20 protein-coding genes are annotated in these 22,523 nt (G+C 70.7%); 7 read left to right on the plus strand and 13 right to left on the minus strand.

The genetic code is table 11. The features are described from left to right. Positions 1-70 precede the first annotated feature (70 nt). Genes ACIOHP_RS01410 through ACIOHP_RS01420 form a run of 3 tightly spaced genes read left to right on the plus strand, consistent with a single transcriptional unit; the run spans position 71 to position 3,122 of the window. Complete coding sequence (locus ACIOHP_RS01410) at positions 71-1,123, plus strand: ABC transporter substrate-binding protein (protein WP_401882254.1); 1,053 nt, start codon at positions 71-73, stop codon at positions 1,121-1,123. Then, the gene (locus ACIOHP_RS01415; protein WP_401882257.1) at positions 1,120-2,106 is read left to right on the plus strand and encodes a FecCD family ABC transporter permease; all 987 of its coding nucleotides are present in this window, start codon (positions 1,120-1,122) and stop codon (positions 2,104-2,106) included. The genes ACIOHP_RS01410 and ACIOHP_RS01415 overlap by 4 nt, the downstream gene beginning before the upstream one ends. Continuing rightward, positions 2,103-3,122, plus strand: coding sequence for a FecCD family ABC transporter permease (locus tag ACIOHP_RS01420; protein ID WP_401882260.1), 1,020 nt, complete (start codon positions 2,103-2,105; stop codon positions 3,120-3,122). The genes ACIOHP_RS01415 and ACIOHP_RS01420 overlap by 4 nt, the downstream gene beginning before the upstream one ends. 48 nt (positions 3,123-3,170) lie before the next feature. On the opposite strand, the gene ACIOHP_RS01425 is transcribed toward ACIOHP_RS01420, so the two are convergent. After that, positions 3,171-4,211 (minus strand): NAD(P)-dependent alcohol dehydrogenase, encoded by a 1,041-nt coding sequence (locus ACIOHP_RS01425; RefSeq protein WP_307026586.1) that lies wholly within the window; start codon positions 4,209-4,211, stop codon positions 3,171-3,173. 169 nt (positions 4,212-4,380) lie between these two features. On the opposite strand from ACIOHP_RS01425, the gene ACIOHP_RS01430 reads away from it, so the two are divergent. Further along, a complete protein-coding gene (locus ACIOHP_RS01430) occupies positions 4,381-5,301 on the plus strand; it encodes a helix-turn-helix transcriptional regulator (protein WP_361548510.1) in 921 nt (306 codons plus the stop codon). A gap of 9 nt (positions 5,302-5,310) precedes the next feature. On the opposite strand, the gene ACIOHP_RS01435 is transcribed toward ACIOHP_RS01430, so the two are convergent. The 7 genes from ACIOHP_RS01435 to ACIOHP_RS01465 all read right to left on the minus strand — a co-directional run bounded on the left by ACIOHP_RS01435 (position 5,311) and on the right by ACIOHP_RS01465 (position 14,420). Then, positions 5,311-5,823, minus strand: coding sequence for a hypothetical protein (locus ACIOHP_RS01435; RefSeq protein WP_361548507.1), 513 nt, complete (start codon positions 5,821-5,823; stop codon positions 5,311-5,313). A 14-nt stretch (positions 5,824-5,837) separates the two neighbouring features. After that, positions 5,838-6,608: an antibiotic biosynthesis monooxygenase gene (locus ACIOHP_RS01440; RefSeq protein WP_361480394.1), complete on the minus strand. Its 771-nt coding sequence runs from the start codon at positions 6,606-6,608 to the stop codon at positions 5,838-5,840. A gap of 78 nt (positions 6,609-6,686) precedes the next feature. Continuing rightward, complete coding sequence (locus ACIOHP_RS01445) at positions 6,687-9,935, minus strand: S8 family peptidase (RefSeq protein WP_401883106.1); 3,249 nt, start codon at positions 9,933-9,935, stop codon at positions 6,687-6,689. 236 nt (positions 9,936-10,171) lie between these two features. Next, a complete protein-coding gene (locus tag ACIOHP_RS01450) occupies positions 10,172-10,855 on the minus strand; it encodes an ABC transporter ATP-binding protein (RefSeq protein WP_327719062.1) in 684 nt (227 codons plus the stop codon). Positions 10,856-10,985: 130 nt separating this feature from the next. Then, positions 10,986-12,461, minus strand: coding sequence for an ABC transporter permease (locus ACIOHP_RS01455; RefSeq protein WP_401882266.1), 1,476 nt, complete (start codon positions 12,459-12,461; stop codon positions 10,986-10,988). A gap of 136 nt (positions 12,462-12,597) precedes the next feature. Beyond that, complete coding sequence (locus ACIOHP_RS01460) at positions 12,598-13,860, minus strand: Ig-like domain-containing protein (RefSeq protein WP_401882269.1); 1,263 nt, start codon at positions 13,858-13,860, stop codon at positions 12,598-12,600. Between the two features lie 206 nt (positions 13,861-14,066). Further along, complete coding sequence (locus tag ACIOHP_RS01465; protein ID WP_361548497.1) at positions 14,067-14,420, minus strand: hypothetical protein; 354 nt, start codon at positions 14,418-14,420, stop codon at positions 14,067-14,069. Positions 14,421-14,551: 131 nt separating this feature from the next. Here ACIOHP_RS01465 and ACIOHP_RS01470 point away from each other — a divergent pair, with 131 nt between their 5' ends. Both ACIOHP_RS01470 and ACIOHP_RS01475 read left to right on the plus strand, forming a co-directional pair. Beyond that, complete coding sequence (locus ACIOHP_RS01470) at positions 14,552-14,830, plus strand: LPXTG cell wall anchor domain-containing protein (protein ID WP_307037232.1); 279 nt, start codon at positions 14,552-14,554, stop codon at positions 14,828-14,830. A 42-nt stretch (positions 14,831-14,872) separates the two neighbouring features. Beyond that, a complete protein-coding gene (locus tag ACIOHP_RS01475; RefSeq protein ID WP_361548494.1) occupies positions 14,873-15,673 on the plus strand; it encodes a hypothetical protein in 801 nt (266 codons plus the stop codon). A 48-nt stretch (positions 15,674-15,721) separates the two neighbouring features. Here ACIOHP_RS01475 and hutH read toward each other — a convergent pair whose 3' ends face one another. The 3 genes from hutH to ACIOHP_RS01490 form a co-directional block, all read right to left on the minus strand. Continuing rightward, positions 15,722-17,260 carry a histidine ammonia-lyase gene (gene hutH, locus ACIOHP_RS01480; protein ID WP_361548753.1) on the minus strand — a complete coding sequence of 513 codons (1,539 nt, stop codon included), beginning with the start codon at positions 17,258-17,260 and terminating at the stop codon, positions 15,722-15,724. Positions 17,261-17,339: 79 nt separating this feature from the next. Further along, complete coding sequence (locus ACIOHP_RS01485; protein WP_361480411.1) at positions 17,340-18,488, minus strand: sensor domain-containing diguanylate cyclase; 1,149 nt, start codon at positions 18,486-18,488, stop codon at positions 17,340-17,342. Positions 18,489-18,728: 240 nt separating this feature from the next. After that, positions 18,729-19,523: an enoyl-CoA hydratase/isomerase family protein gene (locus ACIOHP_RS01490; RefSeq protein WP_401882274.1), complete on the minus strand. Its 795-nt coding sequence runs from the start codon at positions 19,521-19,523 to the stop codon at positions 18,729-18,731. 218 nt (positions 19,524-19,741) lie between these two features. Here ACIOHP_RS01490 and ACIOHP_RS01495 point away from each other — a divergent pair, with 218 nt between their 5' ends. Continuing rightward, positions 19,742-20,374 (plus strand): hypothetical protein, encoded by a 633-nt coding sequence (locus ACIOHP_RS01495; RefSeq protein ID WP_361548484.1) that lies wholly within the window; start codon positions 19,742-19,744, stop codon positions 20,372-20,374. Positions 20,375-20,381: 7 nt separating this feature from the next. Here the strand turns inward: ACIOHP_RS01495 and ACIOHP_RS01500 are convergent, their stop codons facing one another. Both ACIOHP_RS01500 and ACIOHP_RS01505 read right to left on the minus strand, forming a co-directional pair. Continuing rightward, positions 20,382-21,497 carry an adenylate/guanylate cyclase domain-containing protein gene (locus ACIOHP_RS01500; protein ID WP_327719054.1) on the minus strand — a complete coding sequence of 372 codons (1,116 nt, stop codon included), beginning with the start codon at positions 21,495-21,497 and terminating at the stop codon, positions 20,382-20,384. A 104-nt stretch (positions 21,498-21,601) separates the two neighbouring features. Next, positions 21,602-22,471 carry a biotin--[acetyl-CoA-carboxylase] ligase gene (locus ACIOHP_RS01505; RefSeq protein WP_401882278.1) on the minus strand — a complete coding sequence of 290 codons (870 nt, stop codon included), beginning with the start codon at positions 22,469-22,471 and terminating at the stop codon, positions 21,602-21,604. Between the last annotated feature and the right edge of the window lie 52 nt (positions 22,472-22,523).

Genomic DNA, 22,523 nt, shown 5'->3' on the forward strand with positions numbered 1-22,523 from the left:
GCACACAGCGACACCGCTTAAGGTAAGGCTTGCCTAAGCAAATCCCCCCACAAGATTGCCGGAGCAAGTCGTGCGCGCAGTGAGATTGAAGGCCGTCCTGGCCGCGGTCGCCATCGGAGGGCTGCTCGTCGGCTGTTCGTCGACGGACGAGGGCGCGAAGAAGGACGAGGGCTCCCGCAGCAACGTCATCGGCGCCTCCGCGGGCGCTTCGGAAGGCCCCTCCGCAGCCCCCAGCACCCTCGCCGCCGGCATGGGCTCCGACCAGGTCACCGACGGCACCTTCCCCCGCACGGTCACCCACTTCAAGGGCGGGACGACCCTGAAGACCGAGCCGAAGAAGATAGCCGTGCTCAGCACCGGCCAGCTCGACGACCTGCTGTCCCTGGGCCTCGTCCCCACCGCGACCACCCGCGCCGACAACGCCGGACTCGTCCCCGGCTACCTCGCCGACGCCTTCCCCGAGGACAAGGCCGAACTCGCCGGCATGACCGACGCGGGCACCCGCCAGGCCCCCAACCTCGAGTCGCTCGCCGCCGCGAAGCCGGACCTGATCCTCGCCAACGACTCCCTCGGCGACCTCTACCCCAAGCTGTCGAAGATCGCGCCCACCGTGATCACCGCGGGCAACGGCATCAACTGGAAGCGCGACCTCCTGCTCGTCGGCGCGGCCGTCGGCAAGGGGCAGCAGGCCCAGGAACTGCTCGACGGCATCGTCGCCGACGCCAAGGAGAAGGGCGCGGCCCTCGGCACCGGCCCCAGCGTCTCCATGGTCCGCTTCACCCCCGACCGCACCCGTATGTTCGGCGTCTCCTCCTTCACCGGCTCCCTCGCCGTGGACATGGGCCTCGAGCGCCCCGAGTCCCAGCGGTTCCACGCCATTTCCGAGGACATCGGGCCGGAGAGCGTCGACAGCGCCGACGGGGACTGGATCTTCTACTCCGTACAGGGCGACGCGAAGAAGACCGACGCCTCGAGCGTCCTCGCCGGACCGCTGTGGAAGTCCATGAAGGCCGTCCGGGCCGGGCACGCGGTGAAGGTCGACGACGACCCCTGGTACCTCAACGCCGGTCCCACCGCCGCGCGTCTGGTCGTACGACAGCTCACCGAGCACATCGGCGAGTGACCGCACGTCTCGCCTGGCCGGCGGCCGTCCTCGCGGTGGCCGCCGCGGCGCTGCTCAGCCTCGCCGTCGGCACCCGTCCCGTCCCGCCCTCGGCCGTCCTCGACGCGCTGCTGCACGGCGGAGGTTCACCCGACGCGCTCGTCGTACGGTCCCTGCGGCTGCCCCGCACCGAGGTCGGACTCACCGCCGGGGCCGCGCTCGGGCTCGCGGGCGCCGCGCTCCAGGGCGTCACCCGCAACCCGCTCGCCGACCCGGGCATCCTCGGACTGAGCCAGGGCGCGGCGGCAGGGGTCGTCCTGGCCATCGCCCTGGGCCTCGCGAACGGCTTCGCCGGTTACGTCCGGTACGCCTTCGCCGGTGCCGTCGTCGCCGCGTGCCTGGTGTACGCCATCGCCGCGCGCGGCCGGGGCGGTGCCTCGCCGGTGAAGCTGGCGCTGGCGGGGACGGCGTTCTCGGCGATGACGGCCGGCGGGACGACGGTGGTCCTGACGTCGAGTTCGGCGACGCTCGACCAGTTCCGGTTCTGGCAGGTGGGCGCGTTGAGCGGCCGGGACGCCGGGACGGTCGTACGGATGCTGCCGTTCCTGTGTGCCGGGGCCGTGCTGGTGCTGGCCTGTGCGCGAGGACTGGACGCGCTGGCGCTCGGCGACGAGACGGCTCGGGCGCTGGGGCATCGGGTGCATCTCGTACGGGGTTCCGCGGCGCTCGGCGCGACGCTGCTGACCGCCGCCGCGGTGGCCGCGGCGGGACCCATCGCCTTCGTGGGGCTCGCGGTGCCTCATCTGGCCCGGCGGCTGGTCCGCGGCGGGCACCGGGCGGTGCTGCCGCTGTCGGCGCTGCTGGGAGCCGCGCTGCTGCTCGGCGCCGATGTGGCGGGCCGGGTGGTGCGGGCTCCCGCGGAGGTGCCGGCCGGGGTCATGACCGCGCTGGTCGGAGTGCCCGTGCTGGTGGTTCTCGTACGCCGGAGAGGCGTGGCCTCGTGAAGACGCGGACCGTCCTGCGCCCCACGCCCACCACCTCGCTCGTCCTGCATCGCCGTTCCGCCGCGGTGGCCGTCGCCCTCCTCGGCCTCCTGGCCGCCGTCATGCTGGCCTCCGCCTGCCTCGGCCGGACGTACATCTCCCCCGCCGAGGTCTGGCACACGCTGCGCACCGGGGACGGCCCCCACGCGCTCGTCGTTGGCGAGCTCCGCGTACCCCGCATCGTGCTCGGCGCGCTCGTCGGCGCCGCCCTGGGGCTGGCCGGGGCGCTCGTGCAGACCGTCACCCGCAATCCCCTCGCCAGCCCCGACGTCATCGGTGTCGGACACGGAGCCGCCGCCGCGACCGTCCTCGCGCTGGCCACCGGGACCATCACCGCGCCCGGGGCGATGCCCGTCGTCGCGGTCACCGGCGGGCTCGCGGCCGCCGCGCTGGTCTATGTCCTCGCCTGGCGGCACGGGATGCAGCCGAGCCGGTTCGTGCTCACCGGCGTCGGGATCGGGGTCGCGCTCTCCGCCGTCGTGCAGCTGTATCTCACGGACAGCGAGCTGGAGGCGGCCGAGCAGATCAAGCTGTGGCTGACCGGGAGCCTCAACGGGCGGGGCTATGAGCAGGCTGGGCCGCTGGCCTTCGTCCTGCTGCTCTCGCTGCCCGCGCTCGGGTGGGCGGGCCGGGCGTCGCTGCCGCTCGGGCTGGACCCCGACACGGCGGCCGCGCTCGGGGTGCGGGTAGGCCGGGTACGGCTCGGGCTCACCGTCCTCGGGGTCGTGCTCGCCGCGACGGCGACCGGGGCGGCCGGGCCCATCGGCTTCGTCGCCCTCACCGCGCCCCAGCTGGCCCGCCGCCTCACCCGCACGCCCCACCTCCCCCTGCTCAACGCCGCGTTGACGGGTGCCGTGATTCTGGTCGCGGCCGATCTCGCGGCCCGCACCCTCGTGCCCCCGCTGGAGATCCCGGTCGGCGCGCTCACCGCGCTGGTCGGCGGGCCGTATCTGCTGTGGCTGCTGGGGAAGCGGTGAGGGCCCCGGAGCAGTGCGGCTCCGGGGCCCTCGGTCCTGCGGCAGGCGTCAGATCGTCGCCGTGTCGATGACGAAGCGGTACCGGACGTCGCTCGCCAGCACCCGCTCGTACGCCTCGTTGATCTCGTCGGCGCGGATCAGCTCGATCTCCGCGCCGAAGCCGTGCTCCGCGCAGAAGTCCAGCATCTCCTGGGTCTCGGCGATACCGCCGATCATGGAGCCGGCGAGCGTCTTGCGGCCGCCGATCACGGAGAAGAGGTTGAGGGAGATCGGCTCCTCGGGGGCGCCGACGTTCACCAGGGCGCCGTCCCGCTTGAGCAGGGAGAGGTACGCGCTGAAGTCGAGCGGAGCCGAGACCGTGGAGACGATCAGGTCGAAGGTGCCGGCCAGCTCCTCGAAGGTCTTCGGGTCGCTGGTGGCGTAGTAGTGGTCGGCGCCCAGCTTGAGGCCGTCCTCCTGCTTGCGCAGGGACTGAGAGAGGACGGTGACCTCGGCGCCGAGCGCGTGGGCGATCTTGACGCCCATGTGGCCGAGGCCGCCCAGACCGACGATCGCGACCTTCTTGCCGGGGCCGGCGTTCCAGTGCTTGAGCGGGGAGTACAGAGTGATGCCGGCGCAGAGCAGCGGCGCGGCCTCGTCGAGGGCGATGCCCTCGGGGATACCGACGACGAAGTTCTCGTCGACGACGACCTTCTCGGAGTAGCCGCCGTAAGTGGGCTCGCCGTCCTTGCCGACCGCGTTGTAGGTGCCCACGTTCCCGCCGGTGCAGTACTGCTCCTCACCGGCCTTGCAGCTCTCGCACTCGCGGCAGGAGTCGACGAGACAGCCCACACCCACCCGGTCGCCGACCCGGAACTTGGTGACGCCGGGTCCCACCTCGGACACGACGCCGGCGATCTCGTGGCCGGGGACCATCGGGAAGATGGCCTCGCCCCAGCCCTCGCGGGCCTGGTGGATGTCGGAGTGGCAGATGCCGGCGAACTTGATGTCGATCAGGACGTCGAACTCGCGGACCGCGCGCCGTTCGATGGTGGTGCGCTCCAGCGGAGCCTTCGCGGCGGGGGCGGCGTACGCAGCAACGGTGGTCATGCCGGGGTTCTCCTAGCAGTGGTGTCGCACCCGGCCGCCTTCTGACCGGGTACGACACCACCCTGCCCGAGCGGAGGACGTTCACCCAGGTCACCGCTCTGCCTACGTTCGCTGTTCCTACTACTGGCGGGGTCAGGATGATGAGCGTACGACCGTGAATACTTGAGGCATGGACGAACGCCCCGAACCCGTACAGGAGCCCTCCGGCGGCGCGCTGGACCGGCGTGCCGAGCTGAGCGAGTTCCTGCGCACCCGGCGGGCCCGGCTGAAGCCGGAGGACGTGGGCCTGCCGGACTTCGGACGGCACCGGCGGGTGCCGGGACTGCGGCGCGAGGAGCTGGCGCAGCTGGCCGGGGTGTCGGTGGCGTACTACACGCGCCTGGAGCAGGGCAACGGACGGAACGTGTCGGCGGAGGTCCTGGACGCGATCTCCCGTGCCCTGCGGCTCACCGACGCCGAGCACGCCCATCTCACGCATCTCGCGAAGCCGAAGCAGCACAAGAAGAAGCAGACCGGGCGGACCCAGCAGGTGCGCGGAGCGCTGCTCCAGCTGCTCGACTCGATCGAGGGGGTCCCTGCCTACATCTCGGGCCGGCGCTCCGACATCCTCGCCTGGAACCGGATGGCCGCGGCGGTCTTCGGCGACTGGTCCGCACTGCCGCCGCAGGACCGCAACTGGGCCCGGATGGTGTTCCTGCGGCCCGAGTACCGCGACCTGTTCGTGGAGTGGGAATCGAAGGCGACCGACATCGTCAGCTATCTGCGCATGGACGCCGGCTGCCACCCCGACGATCCGCGCCTGTCCGCCCTGGTCGGTGAACTCTCCGTCAAGAGCGAGGTGTTCAGACGTCTGTGGGCCACCCATGACGTCAAGGAGAAGGGCTACGGCGTCAAGCACTTCCGCCACCCCCTGGTGGGCGACCTCTCCCTCTCCTTCGAGTCGTTCCGTCTCTCCGACGACAGCGAACAGATGCTGATCACCTACCACGCGGAACCCGGCTCGCCCTCGGCGGAGGCCCTGCGCCTGCTGGCCAGCTGGGGCACGGACGCGACCCGCGCGGGCAAGGACTCGACGGCCCCGCGGACCTGACCGGACCCCTCAGTCCGCGACGCCGAGGTCCTCGCGCATCAGCCGCCGCATCTCGGACAGCCGGGGCTCGGCCTCCTTCAGGTCCAGCAACGCCCGCACGGCGCTCTCCCCGTCCCGGGCCCGCCCCCGGTCGAGCCGCTTCACCACGGCGTCGATGCCCGCGAGCACCTCGTTCACGGCCCGCGAGGCCTGGAGGATCCGCTCCGGCACGACCATCTGCGCCTCGGCGTACCGGTCCCGGTACTCCCGCCGCACCTCCTCCAGCTGTTCGCGGTCGTGGTCCGTGTAGACGTCGTCGCGCAGCCGGTGCAGGGCGTCCTTGAGGAGGGTGTGGAACTGACGCGAGGCCCGGTTCATCGCCGTGTAGGCGGTCCGCCGGTCCTCGAACAGCCGCCTGCGTTCGGCGACTTCGGCCTCCTCCGCCCGCTGTCGCGAGGTCAGCCGCTGGCTGAGGACAGGGGCGAAGAGAGTGCCGAGGACACCGACCACGGCGGTGATCATGGCGGTCACGGCAGCGGTCATGCGCGGACCCTACGTCACCCCTGGTACGGCGGCATCACCCCCCACCCCCACTTCGGCACCGGCTGCTCCGCCGGCGGCTTGGCGTCCGGTCCGGAGAAGTACACCGCGAGCCGGGTGCCCCACTCGACGTAGGCGAGGAAGGCCGAGCGGAACTCGGCGTCGGTCGGCAGGCCGGCCTCGTCGGCGGCGTCCTGGATGAGGCTGACCCAGCGGCGGCGCTGGGGCTCGGTGATGCCCCGGCCCAGGTGCTTGGCGACCATGTGGCCGTGGCCGCCCTGGGTCTCGGAGTAGCCGGGCGGGCCGCCGAAGACCTCCGCCAGCCACAGGGACACGTGCTCGGCGTGCTCGGGGGCCAGTCCGTCGAACACCGGGGCCAGCAGGTCGTCCTTGAGGACCTTGCCGTAGAAGACCGACGTCAGCCGGGCGAAGGCCTCCGCGCCGCCCGCCCACTCGTACAGCGTGGGCACGGCCGAGCCCGCGCCGCGTACCGTCGTCGGTTTGTAGTGCCGCATCTCCTCGATGTCGGCGATGTACGGGCGGATCTCGGCAAGGAAGTCGGGGAAGAGTTCCGACTTGCGGAAGCCCTCGATGTGGTCCTCCGTCGAGGTCCATGTGATGCGCAGGACGAAGTGCGCGAAGTCCTCCTCGCAGCGCGCCAGTTCGTAGTCCACGCACTGCGGCGCCGCCGCCAGCTGGGCCGCGGCGCGGGTGTAGGCGGCCAGGAACTCCGCCGAACGGTCTTCCGGGATGTGGTATCGGACGTATTCCACGGTGTGGGCGGTCATGGGCACCACACAAACACGGAAGCCCCACCGGAGGCTGCACCTCCGGTGGGGCTTTCGCTCATGGCCTACTGCGGCGGACTACTTTCCGTAGTACGCGTTGTAGATCGAGATCGTCGACTTGTTGTTCTTCTTGTCGGCGATCTTGGCGTGGAAGGAGATGCCCTTCCCCTTCTCCGGGTTCTTCACGGTGATCTTGCCGCCCGTGACGGTGACCTTCTTCCAGGTCTTGCCGTAGTCGTACGACACGTACACCGACAGCGACTTCAGGTTGGAACCCTTGGCCGCGCCCTCGACGGTGACCGGGATCTTCACCGTCTCGCCGGCCTTGACGCGGCTGTCCAGCCCGGTCTTGGCGTTGAAGCGGACCGTGGAGGCCGGCAGCGTGACGGCGTCGTCGCCGGCGGCCTTCTTCGAGCGGAACGTGAAGCTCACGTCGATCCGCGTCGAGGCCGCCGCCAGCTTGACGCTCCGCTTCACGGAGGACGTCAGCTTGTACTCGGCGTCGGCGGCGGGAACCGTGAACGCCTCCCCGAAGAGCGGGTCCTGGTTGGAACCGATCTTCGTGCCGTTGCGGTACAGCTCGGTCTTCACCGAGGTGAAGTCGGACGAGCCCGAGTGCTGGGCACCGTCGGCGAACAGCGACATGGCCCCGTAGAGGTAGTTGCCCTCGCGGAAGACGCCGTTGGCCTTGTTGATGTGCGGGCCGAAGACCGCGGTGTTGAAGGTCTTCGTGGACGTGGTGCCCGGCTTGAACGTCTGCGGCTCACCCAGCGTGTAGCCGGCCTCCGGGATGGAGAGGCCGTCCGGGTCCTTGACTCCGCCGTACTGCAGGAAGTCCAGGCCCCACTTGATCTGGTCACCCGTGGACAGGTGGACGGTGCGGGTGCCGGGCAGCGGCTGCTCGACGGGCGCGCCGAAGACGAAGTCGTTCGGCAGCAGGCCCCACGGGCTGATCGCGCCGGTCTTGCCACTCGCCGCGGCACCCATGGCGGCCTTGACCGTGGCGAGCTCGCTCTGCTTGTAGTGCCGGACCTTGTCGCCGACGAGGTGCTTCACGTTGGCACTGGTCGCCACGTCGTACTCGGTGTTCGCGCCCTTGGCCCACTGCCCGAACCAGGTCTGGGTCAGACCGCTGGGGACATCGGCACCGAGCGCCGCGATCCGGATGTTCTCGAAGGAGTCCATGCCGACCCCGATGGGGAGCATCGCGGGCTCGTAGAAGTAACTGATCATCGCGGACACCGGCTTGGCCGAGGCGTCCGGGACCGTGATGTCGGATGTCTTGGTCTTGCGGGCGTCGATCGTCACCGAGCGGTTCTTGGTCATGCTCAGCTTCGGCTGGACCACCCAGTCGAGGCCGCCCTCGAAGGTGACCCAGTCCTTGGCGATCCACGCGTCCAGCAGGTAGTCGCCCTTGGGCAGCCGCATCTTCGTGGTGCCGGACTCGTCGACCGTCACCCGGTAGCCGCGGTCCTTGGCCAGGCCGGTGTAGCCGACGAGGACGCTGTCGTAGTCCTTGGTGGGCTGGCCGTCCTTGCCGATGTGCTTGATGGTGAGGTCGTACGACTGCACCTCACGCTCCACGGCCGCGCCCGTACGGACCGTCTGGCCGCCGCCCGTCGCGGTCACGTACGCGGAGTACGCGCCGTCGACCGTGCCGCCCAGCTTGGTGTTGACGGTGAAGTCGACGGAGGCCGTGCCGCCCGCCGGGACGGTCACCTTCGTCTTGGCGAGCTTGAAGAAGCCCGCCGGAGCCGCCGCGCCCTTGGGGTTGGTGGCCTTCGACGAGAGCGTCAGCGTGACGTCCTTGTCACCGAGGTTGCGGTACGTCAGCTTCTTGGTGACCGGCTTGTCGTCGGTGTGCGGCCACTGCTGCGTACCGAAGCTCACCGACACCGGTTCGGCGATCACGGTCTGCTTGATGGCCTTGTCGACCTGGATCCGGCCCGAACCCTGCTCGAACGGGGTGTACTTGCCGCCCTTGGTGGAGGCGGTCAGCGCGCCCTTCAGCTCGGCGTACGTCCACTCCGGGTGCTCCTGCTTGAGGATCGCCGCGGCACCCGCGACATGCGGGGTCGCCATCGACGTACCGGAGATGGTCAGGTAGCCGGCCGGCTTCTCGCCGACTTCCTGCTCGATGACGCTGCCCTTGGCCGAGGCGGCCGTGATGTCCACGCCCGGCGCGGTCACGTCCGGCTTGATGGCGCTGTCGCCGACCCGCGGGCCGGTGCTGGAGAAGGGTGCCAGGACGTCCTTGTCGTCGACGGCGCCGACGGTGAGCGCGGCGTCCGCGCTGCCCGGCGAACCGACCGACTGCGGACCGGAGTTGCCCGCCGCGATCGCGAAGAGCGTGCCCTTCTCGGCGGAGAACTTGTTGACCGCCGCTTCCAGCGGGTCGACCTCCGGGGTGTCCATGCCGCCGAGGCTGAGGTTGACGACGTCGGCGCCCTGCGCGACGGCCCACTCCATGCCGGCGAGGATGCCGGAGTCGTCGCCCGAACCGAAGTCGTCGAGGACCTTGCCGTTGAGGATCTTGGCGCCGGGCGCCACACCCTTGAACTTGCCGCCCGACTTGGCGCCGGTGCCCGCCGCGATGGACGCGACGTGCGTGCCGTGGCCGAAGTGGTCGGTGGCGTCGGTGGCCGCGGAGAAGTTCTTGGCCTCGATCACCTGGTCCTTGAGGTCCGGGTGAGTGGCGTCGACACCGGTGTCCAGGACGGCGATCTTGACGCCCTTGCCGTCGTAACCGGCGGCCCACGCCTTCGGGGCGCCGATCTGCGGCACGGACTTGTCGAGGCTGGCCTTGCGGACGCCGTCGAGCCAGACGTGCGCGATGCCGGAGGCCGTCTTGTCGCCGTTGGTGACGGCGTCCCAGAGCTCGGGCGCGTCGGCGGTCGGGGTCTGCACCGCGTCCGCGTTCAGTGCCTTGAGGGTCTGGCGGAGGGTGCCGGCGTCGCGGACGTCGTCCTTGGCGGCGGTGGCGGCGCCCTTGTAGCCGACGATCACCTTCAGGCCCTTGGCCTGCGACTTGCGGGTCGCGGACTTGTTGAGCTCGGTGATGTCGAACAGCCGCTGGTCGAGCTTGCCGGCGGCGACCAGACGGGCCGCGTCGCCGGGTATGACCAGGGTGTGCCCGTCGGCCTTGCGGACCTGGAAGGGTATGTGCTCGCGCCCCTCCCCCCGCTCGACGCTGACGACCTGCCCCTTGGCGGTCACGGAGACCCGGTCACCCGTGATGAGGGTGATGCGGTGGTGTGCCTTGAGCGAAGAGGAGGCGGCCGGCGAGGGCGCCGCCTGTTCCGGCTGCGCCGCCGCGGGGCTGGTCATGCCCGCCGCGAGGGCGACCGCCGCTCCCGTGGCCACGGTGGCGGCACACACTCTTTTCACTTGTCTGCGCAAGTTTCCCCCTTGCAGAAGAACCGGGTGAATTCCCCGTTCACCCAGCCGGGGGTGGTCCCGTACGCATGCGCGTCGCCCCCCGGAATACGCAGTATGCCGGGGGGTGATCAGGCACCTCAATAGACAGGAACCCCACAGGAGGCACTGTTACGTGTTGCTCATATTCACGCGCCCGCGTTCTCCTTCACCGTGATCTTGCCCTTGCGAATGGTCGCGATCCGCGGGGCCTTCTTCGCGAGGGCCGAGTCATGCGTGACCATGATGAAAGTGAGCCCGAGCTCCTTCCACATGCGTTCGAGTACGTCCATGATCTCGTCGCGCATCGACTCGTCGAGGTTGCCGGTGGGTTCGTCGGCGAGCAGCACCTTGGGGTTCTTGACGAGGGCGCGGGCGATCGCGACGCGCTGCTGCTGTCCTCCGGACATCTCGCCGGGCAGATGTCCGAGGCGTTCCCCGAGGCCTACGGATTTCAGCGCCTCGGCGGCCCGTTCGCGGCGTTCCTTCACCTTGGTGCCGAGGGGGACGAGGGCGGTTTCCACGTTCTCCTGTGCGGTGAGCGTGGGGATCAGGTTGAAGGACTGGAAGACGAAACCGATGTTCTCGCTGCGGACCCTGGTGAGTTTGGCCTCGGAGAGCTTGGCCAGGTCGGTGCCGTCGAGGACGACCTCGCCCGCCGTGGGGCGGTCGAGGCCGCCGAGCATCTGGAGGAGGGTGGACTTGCCGCCGCCGGTGGGGCCCTGGATGACGAGGCGGTCGCCGTCGGCGATGGTGAGGTCGATGCCGGCGAGGGCGTCCACGGATTCCTTGCCGCGGGTGTAGCGCTTGGTGACGCTTCTGAGTTCGTACATGGTGGGTGGCTCCTGGTGGGGTTCGGGGGTGGTGCGGATGCGTTTGGCTGCGGGTGCGTGGGGGCTGGTCGCGCAGTTCCCCGCGCCCCTTGGGTGGGTCGACTCGCCCCAGCCACAACCGGGCCCCGCGCTACTCGACGCGCCGTAGTGCATCCGCCGGGCGCAGCCGCGACGCGCGCCAGCCGCCGAACGCGCCCGCGATCAGGCCGCCGGCCACCGCGAGGCCCACCGCTATGGCCACGGTCGTCACGCTCACCGGGGCGGTCAGGGCGACGTCCAGGGTCCGGGACGCGGTCTGCCGGCCGGGGCCGCCGCCGAAGCCGCCGCCTCCGCCGGGGCCGCCACCGGTGTTACCGCCACCGCCCAACTGGGCTTCCAGCGTGGGGCTGATGGCCGTGACGACATACGCGCCCGCCAGGCCCAGGGCGATCCCCAGCGCGCCGCCGAGCAGCCCGTTGACCATCGCCTCGCCGACGACCTGCCGGGTCACCCGGCCCGAGCGCCAGCCCAGGGCCTTGAGCGTGCCGAACTCGCGGACCCGGCGGGAGACCGCCGAGGAGGTCAGCAGACCGGCGACCAGGAACGCGGCGATGAGGACCGCGATGGACAGCCACTTGCCGACGCTGGTGGCGAGGTCGGAGGCGGTGGAGAGGGAGCCGGAGACGGTGTCCGCGAGGTCGGCGGAGGTCGTCACGGTCGTGCCCGAGATGTTCTTCTGGATGGTCGACTTGACGGCGTCGATCCGCTGGGAGTCCGTCGCCTTGACGTAGATCGTGGTGACCTTGTTCTTCTGGTCGCTGATCGTCTGCGCCTGCTTGAGCGGGATGTACAGGTTGGCCGCCGCGTCACCGCTGTCCGCGGTCGCGACGCCGATCACCTTGAACTTGATCTTCTTGATGGTGACCATGGAGCCGACTTTGAGTTCCTTCTCCTTGGCGTAGGCCGAGTCGACGACGGCGACCTTGGCGTCGGTCTCCGTCGTCTTGAAGGTACGGCCACTGGTGATCTTGGAGGAGGTCAGCGGGCCGGCGCCGGACTGCGTGACGTCGGTGCCGTAGACGGAGTAGTTGTTGACGTCGAAGTCGGCGCCGCCGCCGCGCACTTCGCCCTGCGGCTGGCCGGTGCCGCCGCCGTTCCCACCGGGGCGGTTTTGCTGCTGCCCGCCGTTGTCGTTCTGCTGGAACTGGCCGCGGGTGAACTGACCGTCGACCTTGATGACCTGGAGGCTCAGACCGCCGACCGCGTCCGCGACACCGTTCTGCGAGCCGACCTTGGTGACGGTGGTGGCGGCCAGCGTCTGGAAGCCCTGCGGCATGACGATGTCGCTGCTCTGTTCCGCGTCGGAGTCGCCGTCCTGCGCGTCGAACTGGAAACGCGGGCGCTGCTGGGCGTTGTCGCCCGACTGCGCCGGGGCGGCCTTGGTGACCGTCATGTCCGTGCCGAGACCGTAGAGCGACTCCAGGACCTTGTCCTGGGCCTTGCCCATGCCGGAGGACACGGAGTTGACCACGATGACCAGCGCGATACCGAGCGCGAGCCCGGAGGCGACGACGAGGGCCGCCTTTCTGCGGCGGCGCAGTTCGCGCCTCAGGTAGGTGAAGAACATGCGCCGCAAGCTAGGTACGGCGCGTGATGACTGGATAAGGCCCAAATAAGAGATGCATGAGAAGGCTGTGGCGAAGCCCGGAAACACCGATGCCGCCCCTGGGGGCGGCATCGGGAAACTGTGAACTGACCCTGGATCAGACGGCCGAGCCGGCCTTCCAGTCGGCCCAGCTGAGGTTCCAGCCGTTGAGGCCGTTGTCCGGGGAGACCGTCTTGTCGCCGGTGTTCTGGACGATCACGACGTCGCCGACGATCGAGTTGTTGTAGAACCAGTAGCCCGCGGTGCCCTTGTCGTTGGCGCCCTTGGTGTCCGAGAGGCCGACGCAGCCGTGGCTGGTGTTCACGCTGCCGAAGATGGACTTCGCGCCCCAGTAGTTGCCGTGCACGAAGGTGCCGGAGTTGGTGAGGCGGATGGCGTGCGGCACGTCCTTGATGTCGTACTCGCCCTTGCCGTCGTCGTCGGTGAAGCCCACGGTCGCGCCGTTCATGCGCGTCTCCTTGAACTTCTCGGACATCACCATGATGCCTTCGTACGTCTTGTTCTCCGGGGAGCCGGCCGAGATCGGGATCGTCTTGACCGTCTTGCCGTCCTGCGTGACCTTCATCTGCTTGGTCTTCGCGTCGACGTACGTGATCTGGTTACGGCCGATCTTGAAGGTGACCGTCTTCTGCTGGACGCCGTAGACACCGTCCGCGCCCTCGACACCGTCGAGCGCGAGCTTCAGCGTGACGGTGGAGTTCTCGGTCCAGTAGTCGTCCGGGCGGAAGTCGATGCGGTTGGCGTTGAACCAGTGCCCGACGACCTCCTGGCCGCTGGACGAGGAGACGGTGATGCCCTTCTGGACGGCCGACTTGTTGGTGATCGCCTTGTCGAAGTTGATCGACACCGGCATGCCCACGCCGACGGTGGAACCGTCCTCCGGCGTGAAGTTGCCTATGAAGCTGTTGGTCGGGGAGACCGTGGTGAACGAGGCGTTCTCGTGGGCCACGCGGCCGTCGGAGTCCTTGGCCTCGGCGGCCAGCTTGTAGGTGGTCGAGCGCTCCAGCTGGGCGCTCGGCTTCCAGCTGGTCTTGTCGGCGGACAGCGCGCCCGCGACCTCGGTGCCGTCGGCGGTCGTCATGGAGACGTCCGTGAGCGTGCCCTTGCTCACGGTGACGGCGGCCGAGTTGTTGATGGAGGCGTTGTCCGAGCCGTCCTTGGGCGTGATCTTGATGTCGGCCTCGGACGTCTTCTTGGCCGCCGCCTCGTCGGCCTTGGCCTGCGAGGTGTCGCTGCTGCTGCCAGAGGCATCGTCGTCGCCGCTGGAACAGGCCGACAGCACGAGCACACCGCCGAGCAGTGCGGACGCGACCGTCAGGCCCCTGCGCCGCTTACTGACCGTCATCACACGCTTCTCCATCGTTGCCAAATCCCCAAAACCCCGAGAGTCCCCGTTAATGAATCTTCAACGCTACGACCGGTTCGTCCCGTTCCACATTCTTCGAAGGTGTGGGGCACACCACGTCCGCCGTGGCGGGTGGTGCGGATCTCGGTCCGTGCGCCCCCTGAGACGAGCAAACCCCGGGCGGCGGTTGCCGCCCGGGGTCACGATTTCCCCAAGACTGCTCAGCCGGCCGCCGCTGCCGCTTCTTCTTCCTCGTCCTCGGTCACATCATCCTCGTCGAGGTCCCACTCCGGCGAATCCGGGTCGTAGTCGATCTGCTCGCTGGACCAGGAGGCCTGGACGAGTTCGACCCCGGGTACCTCGCTGACCAGGTCGAACGGATCGACGAGATACGCGAGGGCCTCCGCGGTGTCTTCCGTCACAGCGCTCTCGGCGTGGGTCTGCTCGTCGGCCGGCATCTCGGAATCGTCGGCGATCCGCTCCAGCGCGGCCCTCGTCACGACCTCCTCGTCGCCGATCTCGACGACGAGTTCCACGCGAAGGCGGACAAAACGTGATGTCTCTGAAGTGCTCATGTCCCGGAGAGTACGGCCCTTCGTCCCCGTGACTTTCCTGTGACCCGCCCCTTTCATTAACATCGCCCCACACGGCCAATTCGCCAGCGCCACAAGGGGATCGATATTCCGTGTCACCCGCTCGCCGTTCGTTGCTGACCGCCACCGCCGCGGGCACCCTCCTGGGCGCCCTGTGGTTCGTCCCTTCCGCCAACGCGTCCCAGGACGAACCGGCGAGAACGCAGGTCACGCAGCAGGCCAGGGCCACGACCGCCGAGGCGGCCCAGGACCAGGACACCCAGGACGGCGCCCGGCTCGCCGACACCGGCAGCTTCGACACCACGCCGTACGTCGTCGGCGGCACGGCCTTCCTCGGGCTCGGCGCCGGTTTCGTCGTCTATTCGGTGCGCCGGGAACGTCTCGGGTTTTGAATCGACTTGACGCGCGTTTGACCAAAACCTCATAGTCCGCTCATGAAGAGATCATCGGGGGCGCGCATAGGCGCCACGCTCGCCGTGAGCGCGCTGTCACTCGCCCTCATCACGGGCTGTTCGGACGAGGGTTCGGACGACTCCAAGGAAACGGGGTCGGGTTCCTCCTCGTCGGCCCCGGCCGGGAAGACGTACACCGCGGCCGAACTGAAGAAGCTGATCCTCGCCCAGGGCGATGTGGACGGCTACAAGGTCGCCAAGACCCTCGGGGCTCCGGAGACCAAGGACGAGGTCACGACCTCCGACGAGAAGTGCCGGCCGCTCGCCTTCGCCATGTCGGCCCAGGCGCCCGGTGACGCGGCCGCGGAGGCCAGCGTCCAGGCCACGCAGGAGAAGAACCCCACCGACACCGCCTCCAAGTCCGTGGAGGACCTGGCGGAGGGCGAGGTGGAGGACACCCTCACGGACGCGATGAGCGTCAACGTGACGATCGTCGGCCTCTCCTCCTACGAGGGCGACGGCGCGGCGAAGACCTTCAAGTCCGTCTCGGACGCCGTCGAGAGCTGCTCCGGCGGCTTCACGGTCACCTCGGAGGGTGAGAAGCAGAAGCTCACCAAGATCTCCGCCGAGAAGGGCTCGGGCGCCGGCGACGAGTCGATCGCCTTCGCCTCCGAGGGCGAGATGGAGGGCTCGGCCGACACGGGCACCGTCCACGCCGAGGTCGTCCGGCACGGCAACACCATCGCCACGTACTACACGATCAACATCGGCTCGCTGATGACCGGCAAGGCGTACACGATCGACGGCACCGTCGTCGACGCGCAGGCCAAGAAGCTCAAGTAAGCACCGCCGCAAGGGGCCCTGTCGCATGACAGGGCCCCTTCATGCCGTCTAGCGAAGCGGACCGGTGACCGTCTCGGCCGCCGCCACCAGCTGCCCGCCGCGCACGAACGCGTCCGCCGCGGCCAGGTCGGGCGCGAGGAACCGGTCCGGGCCCGGACCCTGGACGCCCGCCTTCCGTACGGCCTCGATGACCGCCTGCGAGGCCGGCGCCGGGGAGAGCCCCTCGCGCAGCTCCACCGCGCGCGTGGCGGCGTACAGCTCGACGGCGACGACCCGGGTGAGGTTGTCGACGGCCGTCCGCAGCTTGCGCGCCGCCGACCAGCCCATGGAGACGTGGTCCTCCTGCATCGCGGAGGACGGGATCGAGTCCGCCGACGCGGGCACGGCCAGCCGCTTCATCTCGCTCACCAGCGCGGCCTGGGTGTACTGGGCGATCATCAGACCCGAGTCGACGCCCGCGTCGTCCGCGAGGAACGGCGGCAGACCGTGGCTGCGGTTCTTGTCGAGCAGCCGGTCGGTACGCCGTTCCGTGATGGACGCGAGGTCGGCGGCGGCGATGGCCAGGAAGTCCAGGACGTAGGCGACGGGTGCGCCATGGAAGTTGCCGTTGGACTCGACACGCCCGTCGGGCAGCACGACGGGGTTGTCGACGGCGGACGCCAGCTCTCGCTCGGCGACCAGCCGCGCATGCGCCATCGTGTCCCGCCCGGCGCCCGCGACCTGCGGGGCGCAGCGCACCGAGTAGGCGTCCTGGACGCGCGGCGCGTCGTCCTGGTGGTGCCCGGTGAGCTGCGAACCCTTCAGCACGGCCAGCATGTTGGCGGCGCTGGCGCCCTGCCCCGGGTGGGGGCGGATGGCGTGCAGTTCGGGGGCGAGGACCTTGTCGGTGCCGAGGAGGCCCTCCATCGACAGGGCGGCCGTGATATCGGCCGACTTGTAGAGCATGTCGAGGTCGGCGAGTGCCATCACCAGCATGCCGAGCATGCCGTCGGTGCCGTTGAGAAGGGCGAGGCCCTCCTTCTCCCGCAGCTCGACGGGGGCGATGCCGTGCGTGGCGAGCAGTTCACCGGCGGGCCGTACGACCCCGTCGGGCCCCTCGGCGTCTCCCTCGCCCATGAGGGTGAGGGCACAGTGGGACAGGGGCGCGAGGTCTCCGGAGCAGCCGAGGGAGCCGTACTCGTGGACGACCGGGGTGATCCCGGCGTTGAGCACGTCGGCCATGGTCTGTGCGACCTCGGGACGGACACCGGTGTGCCCCGAGCAGACGGTCTTCAGCCGCAGGAACATCAGGGCCCGTACGACCTCCCGCTCGACGCGCGGACCCATGCCGGCGGCGTGCGAGCGGACGATGTTGCGCTGTAGCTGGGCGCGGAGCTCGGTGCTGATGTGCCGGGTCGCCAGTGCGCCGAAGCCGGTGCTCACGCCGTAGACGGGGTCGGGCTTGGCGGCCAGCGCCTCCACGATCTCGCGGGCGGCGGCGAGTGCCGTGACCGCCTCGGCGGAGAGCTCGATCCGGGCGCCGTCGCGCGCCACGGCGAGAACGTCGGACGCGGTCACCCCGGACGTCCCCACCACCACAGTGTGCATATCCATATTCAGGAGCGTACGCACTGAAGACGAGGATGTCACGAGTGGGGTAGGGGTTTGCCCCTTACCCGTGCGTACGTCACAGACGCCGCCCCCGGAACCGCCGACGCTCCGCTCGCCCCTCCCCGGAGGGCTCGTCGGCCAGTCGGACGACGGGGTCGTCGGGCCCCTCCCGCCCCGCGACGACCGGCTTGGCGGCGCGTTCGGCCTTCGCCCGGTACTGGGCGGCGTCGGCGAGCCGGAACAGCCGACGGGCGGAACGGACGGGCCCGATGGGATCCTCGGTCGACGCGACACCGCAGGCCACACCGTCCCCCAGCTCCAGCTCGGCGGCCCGGCGGCACAGTTCGTCGGCGGCCTTGACCACCTCGTCGGCACCGGGCCCGACGACGAGCAGACAGAACTCGTCCCCGCCGAGCCGCGCGGCGAGCGCCCCCGGCAGCATGGCGCCACAGAGGGAGAGCACGGACCCGAACCGCTCCAGAAGCCGGTCGCCCACGGCGTGCCCCTGGGTGTCGTTGACGCGCTTGAGCCCGTTCAGATCGCAGACGACGAGGCTGACGACGACGCCCTCCCGCTTGTGCCGCTCCACCGCTTCGTCAAGGCGTACGTCGACGGCGCGACGGTTGGCGAGACCGGTGAGCGCGTCGGTGAACGCCAGCCGTCTCGCCTCCTCCAGCCGCTCGGTCTGGGCGATCCCGGCGGCGACGACGGAGGCGAGGACGGTGGCGAAGTCGGCGTCGGCGCGGTCGAAGACGGGGTGCCCGGCGGGGCGGGCGACGTAGAGCTCGCCCCAGGCGCGGCCGTTGAGCACGATGGGGGCGACGACGCAGCAGCCGCGGCCCCTTCTGCGGAGGGCGGCGACGCGCTGATGGACGTATCCGGGCCGGCGCCCGGCCGCGGGACCCTCGGCCGTCTCCACCCAGGCGTTGGGCTCGCCGCCCCCGGCCCACCGCTCGTGCAGGAACTCGGTGATCTCGGGGAACTGATGGACGGGGTACGCCTCGCCGTCGGGGAACTCCTCCTCGTCGGGCGCCCGCTCCCCGACATTGACGAGGACCCTGAGCCGTCCGAGCTCCCGCTCCCATACGGACAGCGCGGCGAAGCTCCCGCCGAGGGCACGGCAGGCACCGGCCGCCGCGGCACGCCACGCCTCGCGTGAACCATGGGCTGCCGCCATGCCCTGAGCCAACGCGACGACGGCCGCGAGCCGCTTGTCCTCACCCATCACTCCAGGCTAGGGAGGTTTGGGACGAACAGGGACATTGATGCGCCGAACAGGTGTGGGGGAGCCGGAAAGGTGGGGGGCGGCTGAGCGGTTCGGCGGGGTGCGGGCGCGTGGGGGCTGGTCGCGCAGTTCCCCGCGCCCCTGGGTGGCTCGGCGGAGCCCGCGAACGGTCGTGAACCCGGCACCCCGTCGCGCCGGGCCGCGCACCCGCCCCCGCCCAGCCCCCACACCCTCAGCCCACTACTCCCCCGGCCACTCGGGCGTCCGCTTCTCGTTGAACGCCCGGACCCCCTCCGCCCGGTCCCCCGAGAACGCCACCGACCTCCACGCCGCGTCCTCGACCTCGAGGCCCGCCCTCAGGTCCAGCCCGTGCCCGAGCCGCAACGCCTTCTTCGCGGCCCTCAGTCCCACCGGGGAATTCGCGGCCATCCGCGCCCCCAGGTCCAGCGCCTCCTCCCGGTCCCGCCCCTCCTCCACGAGCAGATCCACGAGCCCCAGCTCCCGGGCCTCCCCGGCCTCCACCCGGCGCGCCGTGAAGATCAGTTCGGCGGCCCGGGCGGCCCCCACCCGACGCGGCAGCAACTGCGTGCCCCCGCCGCCCGGAATCACCCCGACCGAGACCTCCGGCAGCCCCACCACGGCGGTACGGTCCGCCACGATCACGTCGCACGACAGGGCCAGCTCGAAGCCGCCGCCGAGAGCGAACCCGTGCACCGCGGCGATGGTCGGCACCGGCAGTTCCAGGACCCCGGTGTACGCACCGCGGGCCACCGGCCGCTGGCGCACCAGGTCGGCGTCGCTGAAGGAGTTCCGTTCCTTCAGGTCCGCCCCGACGCAGAACGCCCGCTCGTGCGTCGACGTCAGCACGACCGCCCGTACGTCCTGGTCGTCCCCCAGCGCCGCACAGGCCGCCGCCAGCGACCGGGCCATCCCGGTCGACACGGCGTTCATGGCCTTCGGCCGGTCGAGGGCCAGTTCCGCGACGTGCCCGTGCCGCCGCACCAGCACGAACTCCCCGAACCGTTCCTCGCTCATGACACCCTCCGGTTAACGCGGGTTAACAACATTCGCCCCGATCATCGCAGCCCGGCCCCCGGCGCGAAAGGGCAGCAGGCGCGGGGGTTCCCGCATCCCCGTCCGACTCCCCGTTCGAGTGACATCCCGCCCAACTCGGGTCCCACCGCCCACGGGAGCGCATAGCGTGCGCTCCGCCGCGGCGCACCGGGGGCGCGAGCGCATGGGGAGGGATCGGGATGACGACGATGACGGACACCGCACCACGGCTGGACGCGGCCTTCGTCCAGGCTCCGGAGATCGCACCGACCCGGCTCTTCGCGGCCCCCCGTGGCCGGCACCGCCGCCCCCGGCCCCGCAAGATCCTCCTCGCCGCCGGCGGCCTCGCCCTGGCCGCCGGGGCACTGGGCCTCGTACGACTGGCGTCCGAGCCGGGCCTCGGCGGCGGCCCGGGCACCGGCAGCACGGAGGCCGAACCCCGCTTCGACGACCCGGGGACCGGCACGGACCGGGCGACCAACGCCGCCGCGACCGTCGGTTCGGTACCCAAGGTGAGCCCGTCGGCGACCGCCGCGATGGGCGGGGCCGGCGCGACACCGACGGCGGCCGACACCCTCGTACCGCTCCCGTCCGCGACGACCGTCGTCCCCGCGGGCTCCGCGGTCCCCGCGGCCGTCGCCACGACGATCCCCGACGCCCCGAACACCCCGGCACCCGCGACCACACCCCCGGCAGCGGCCCCGAGCAGCGCGGCCCCGCAGCCCGCGCCCACTCCGGCACCGAGCCAGACCACGCCGTCCCCCGAACCGCAGCAGCCCGGCGGAGTGTGCGTGCCCGTCATCGGGCTGTGCGTGGGCCCGCTGGGCCGCTGAGCAGCGGTTACGCGGGCCCGCCCGCGCGCCGCGTCAGCAGCCAGGGCTCCACCACGCCCAGACCACGCACCGGCCGCTGCCACATCGGCTGGAGCGCGAAGCGATACGTCGGCGGCTCCTCGCCCTCCTTCTCGGCGGTGGCCGCGGCCTCGGCGGCCTCCGCCTCGGAGGCGGGGGCCTCGGTGGTGCGGATCAGCTCCTCGGCGAACGCGGCGTCGACGAGCACGGCGTCCCGGGGAGCTATCGAGGTCAGCCGGGAGGCGAGGTTCACCGTCGTACCGAAGACATCCCCCATGCGGGTGGTCACCGTGCCGAAGGCGATGCCGACCCGCAGCTCCGGCATGGTCTCGTCGTTGGCCATCGTCTCGATGAGCCGCAGCGCGATCTCGGCGGCGACGCCCGCGTCGTCGGCGGCGTACAGCACCTCGTCGCCGAGGGTCTTGATGAGCCGCCCGCCGTGTGCGGCGACCAGGTCGGCGGCGGTGGTCTCGAAGGCCTCGACGAGCTCGCCGAGTTCCTCCTCCTCCATACGACGGGTCAGCCGTGTGAACCCGACGAGGTCGGCGAACCCGACCGCGAGCCGCCGGTCCACCATCTCCTCGTCGTCGGCGGCCTGCACGACCCGGCCCGCCGAGGCGGCGAGCTGGCGCCGCCAGACGTAGACGAGGAACTCCTCCAGCTCGGGCAAAAGCAGCTCGATGATCGGGTACGTCACCTCGGTACGGGTCATCCCGGGCTCGGGCGGCTCGGTCAGGCCCTCCAGGAAGGAGTCGATCTGCCACTCCGCGAGCCGGGCGGTGGTCTGCCCGGTGGACCTGGCCACCTGCACGGCCATCGCCTCGCTCAGCAGCCCCGCCTCGACCAGACCGGCGAGACGGCGCAGCGCGAGGACGTCGGCCTCCGTGAACGCCTTGGCCTGTCCGACGTCGGCGAAGCCCATCGCCCGCCAGAAACGGGTGGCGAGCTCCATCGAGACACCGGCCGTGCGGGCCGCCTGAAAGGGCGTGTAGCGCCGCTCGGCGCCGAGGATCAGCGCCTCCAGACGCACGGCGAGCGGGTGCGGGTCCCCTCCGGGGGTGGCGCCGTTCGTGTCCGCGCCGGAACCCGTGTCGTCGACGGTCACGCCTGCTGCCCTTCCGATCTGCCGCGGTCAGGTATCGACCGGCCTTTACTTTACGTCAGGTGTGCCGTAGCTCACTCCCGAGGAGCCGAGACAAGGGCATGCGGTCACGCAGGTCGCAAGTGGACGATGTCTCCCGCTCCCACCGGCTCCTGTACGCCCTCCTCCGTCGCGATCACCAGGCGCCCGTCGCCGTCCACCGCCACCGCCTCGCCTGTGATCGAGCGGTCGCCCGGCAGCTCCGCGCGTACCGTCCGTCCCAGGGTCGCGCAGCCCGCCGCGTACGTCTCCTGCAAACCGCTCGCCGCCGGGTCTCCGCCCGCCTCGCGCCAGCGGCCGTACCACTCCTCCAGCGACCGCAGCACGGCCCGCAGCAGCGGGTCACGGTCCGTGGTGATCGCCCCGGCCAGCAGCAGCGAACCCGCCTGCGGCACCGGAAGTTCCTGCTCACGCAACGTGACATTGATGCCGACGCCGACGACGACCCCGTCTGCCCCGGCCCGCTCCGCGAGGATCCCGCCGACCTTGCGTTCCTCGCCGCCGATGGAAACCAGCAGGTCGTTGGGCCACTTGAGTGCCGTGTCGATGCCCGCCGCCCGGGTCAGGCCCGTCGCGACGGCCACGCCCGTCAGCAACGGCAGCCAGCCCCAGCGCGCCACCGGTACCCCGGCCGGCTTCAGCAGGACGGAGAAGAAGAGACCCGAGCGGGCCGGTGCCGTCCACTGCCGGTCCAGCCGGCCCCGCCCGGCCGTCTGCTCCTCGGCGACGAGCACCGCGCCCTCCTCGGCCTCCCCCTTCACGGCGAGGCCCACCAGGTCGTTGTTGGTGGACCCGGTGCGCTGCACGACGTCCACATCGCAGTACAGGCCCCCGTGCCCCCCGTCCCGCACCAGCCCCCGCCGCAGCGCGGTCCCGTTGAGGGGCGGACGATCGAGGTCGGACCAACGGCTGTCGTCTGAAGCATCTCGCGGCGTCATGCAAGCCACCCTAGGTGTGTGAAACGCCGCACTGCTGATTGGTAGTGCCACC

It is taken from the genome of Streptomyces sp. NPDC087859, assembly GCF_044742595.1.
Lineage (GTDB): Bacteria > Actinomycetota > Actinomycetes > Streptomycetales > Streptomycetaceae > Streptomyces > Streptomyces canus_F.

What these genes read in the sequence shown, in the direction of transcription:
- ACIOHP_RS01475 (WP_361548494.1), top strand. Translation starts at nt 14,873, where the DNA reads ATGAAGAGATCATCGGGGGCGCGCATAGGCGCCACGCTCGCCGTGAGC.
- ACIOHP_RS01465 (WP_361548497.1), bottom strand. Translation starts at nt 14,420, where the DNA reads ATGAGCACTTCAGAGACATCACGTTTTGTCCGCCTTCGCGTGGAACTC.
- ACIOHP_RS01460 (WP_401882269.1), bottom strand. Translation starts at nt 13,860, where the DNA reads ATGGAGAAGCGTGTGATGACGGTCAGTAAGCGGCGCAGGGGCCTGACG.
- ACIOHP_RS01495 (WP_361548484.1), top strand. Translation starts at nt 19,742, where the DNA reads ATGACGACGATGACGGACACCGCACCACGGCTGGACGCGGCCTTCGTC.
- ACIOHP_RS01440 (WP_361480394.1), bottom strand. Translation starts at nt 6,608, where the DNA reads ATGACCGCCCACACCGTGGAATACGTCCGATACCACATCCCGGAAGAC.
- ACIOHP_RS01435 (WP_361548507.1), bottom strand. Translation starts at nt 5,823, where the DNA reads ATGACCGCTGCCGTGACCGCCATGATCACCGCCGTGGTCGGTGTCCTC.
- ACIOHP_RS01425 (WP_307026586.1), bottom strand. Translation starts at nt 4,211, where the DNA reads ATGACCACCGTTGCTGCGTACGCCGCCCCCGCCGCGAAGGCTCCGCTG.
- ACIOHP_RS01505 (WP_401882278.1), bottom strand. Translation starts at nt 22,471, where the DNA reads ATGACGCCGCGAGATGCTTCAGACGACAGCCGTTGGTCCGACCTCGAT.
- ACIOHP_RS01430 (WP_361548510.1), top strand. Translation starts at nt 4,381, where the DNA reads ATGGACGAACGCCCCGAACCCGTACAGGAGCCCTCCGGCGGCGCGCTG.
- hutH (WP_361548753.1), bottom strand. Translation starts at nt 17,260, where the DNA reads ATGCACACTGTGGTGGTGGGGACGTCCGGGGTGACCGCGTCCGACGTT.
- ACIOHP_RS01450 (WP_327719062.1), bottom strand. Translation starts at nt 10,855, where the DNA reads ATGTACGAACTCAGAAGCGTCACCAAGCGCTACACCCGCGGCAAGGAA.
- ACIOHP_RS01445 (WP_401883106.1), bottom strand. Translation starts at nt 9,935, where the DNA reads ATGACCAGCCCCGCGGCGGCGCAGCCGGAACAGGCGGCGCCCTCGCCG.
- ACIOHP_RS01485 (WP_361480411.1), bottom strand. Translation starts at nt 18,488, where the DNA reads ATGGGTGAGGACAAGCGGCTCGCGGCCGTCGTCGCGTTGGCTCAGGGC.
- ACIOHP_RS01455 (WP_401882266.1), bottom strand. Translation starts at nt 12,461, where the DNA reads ATGTTCTTCACCTACCTGAGGCGCGAACTGCGCCGCCGCAGAAAGGCG.
- ACIOHP_RS01490 (WP_401882274.1), bottom strand. Translation starts at nt 19,523, where the DNA reads ATGAGCGAGGAACGGTTCGGGGAGTTCGTGCTGGTGCGGCGGCACGGG.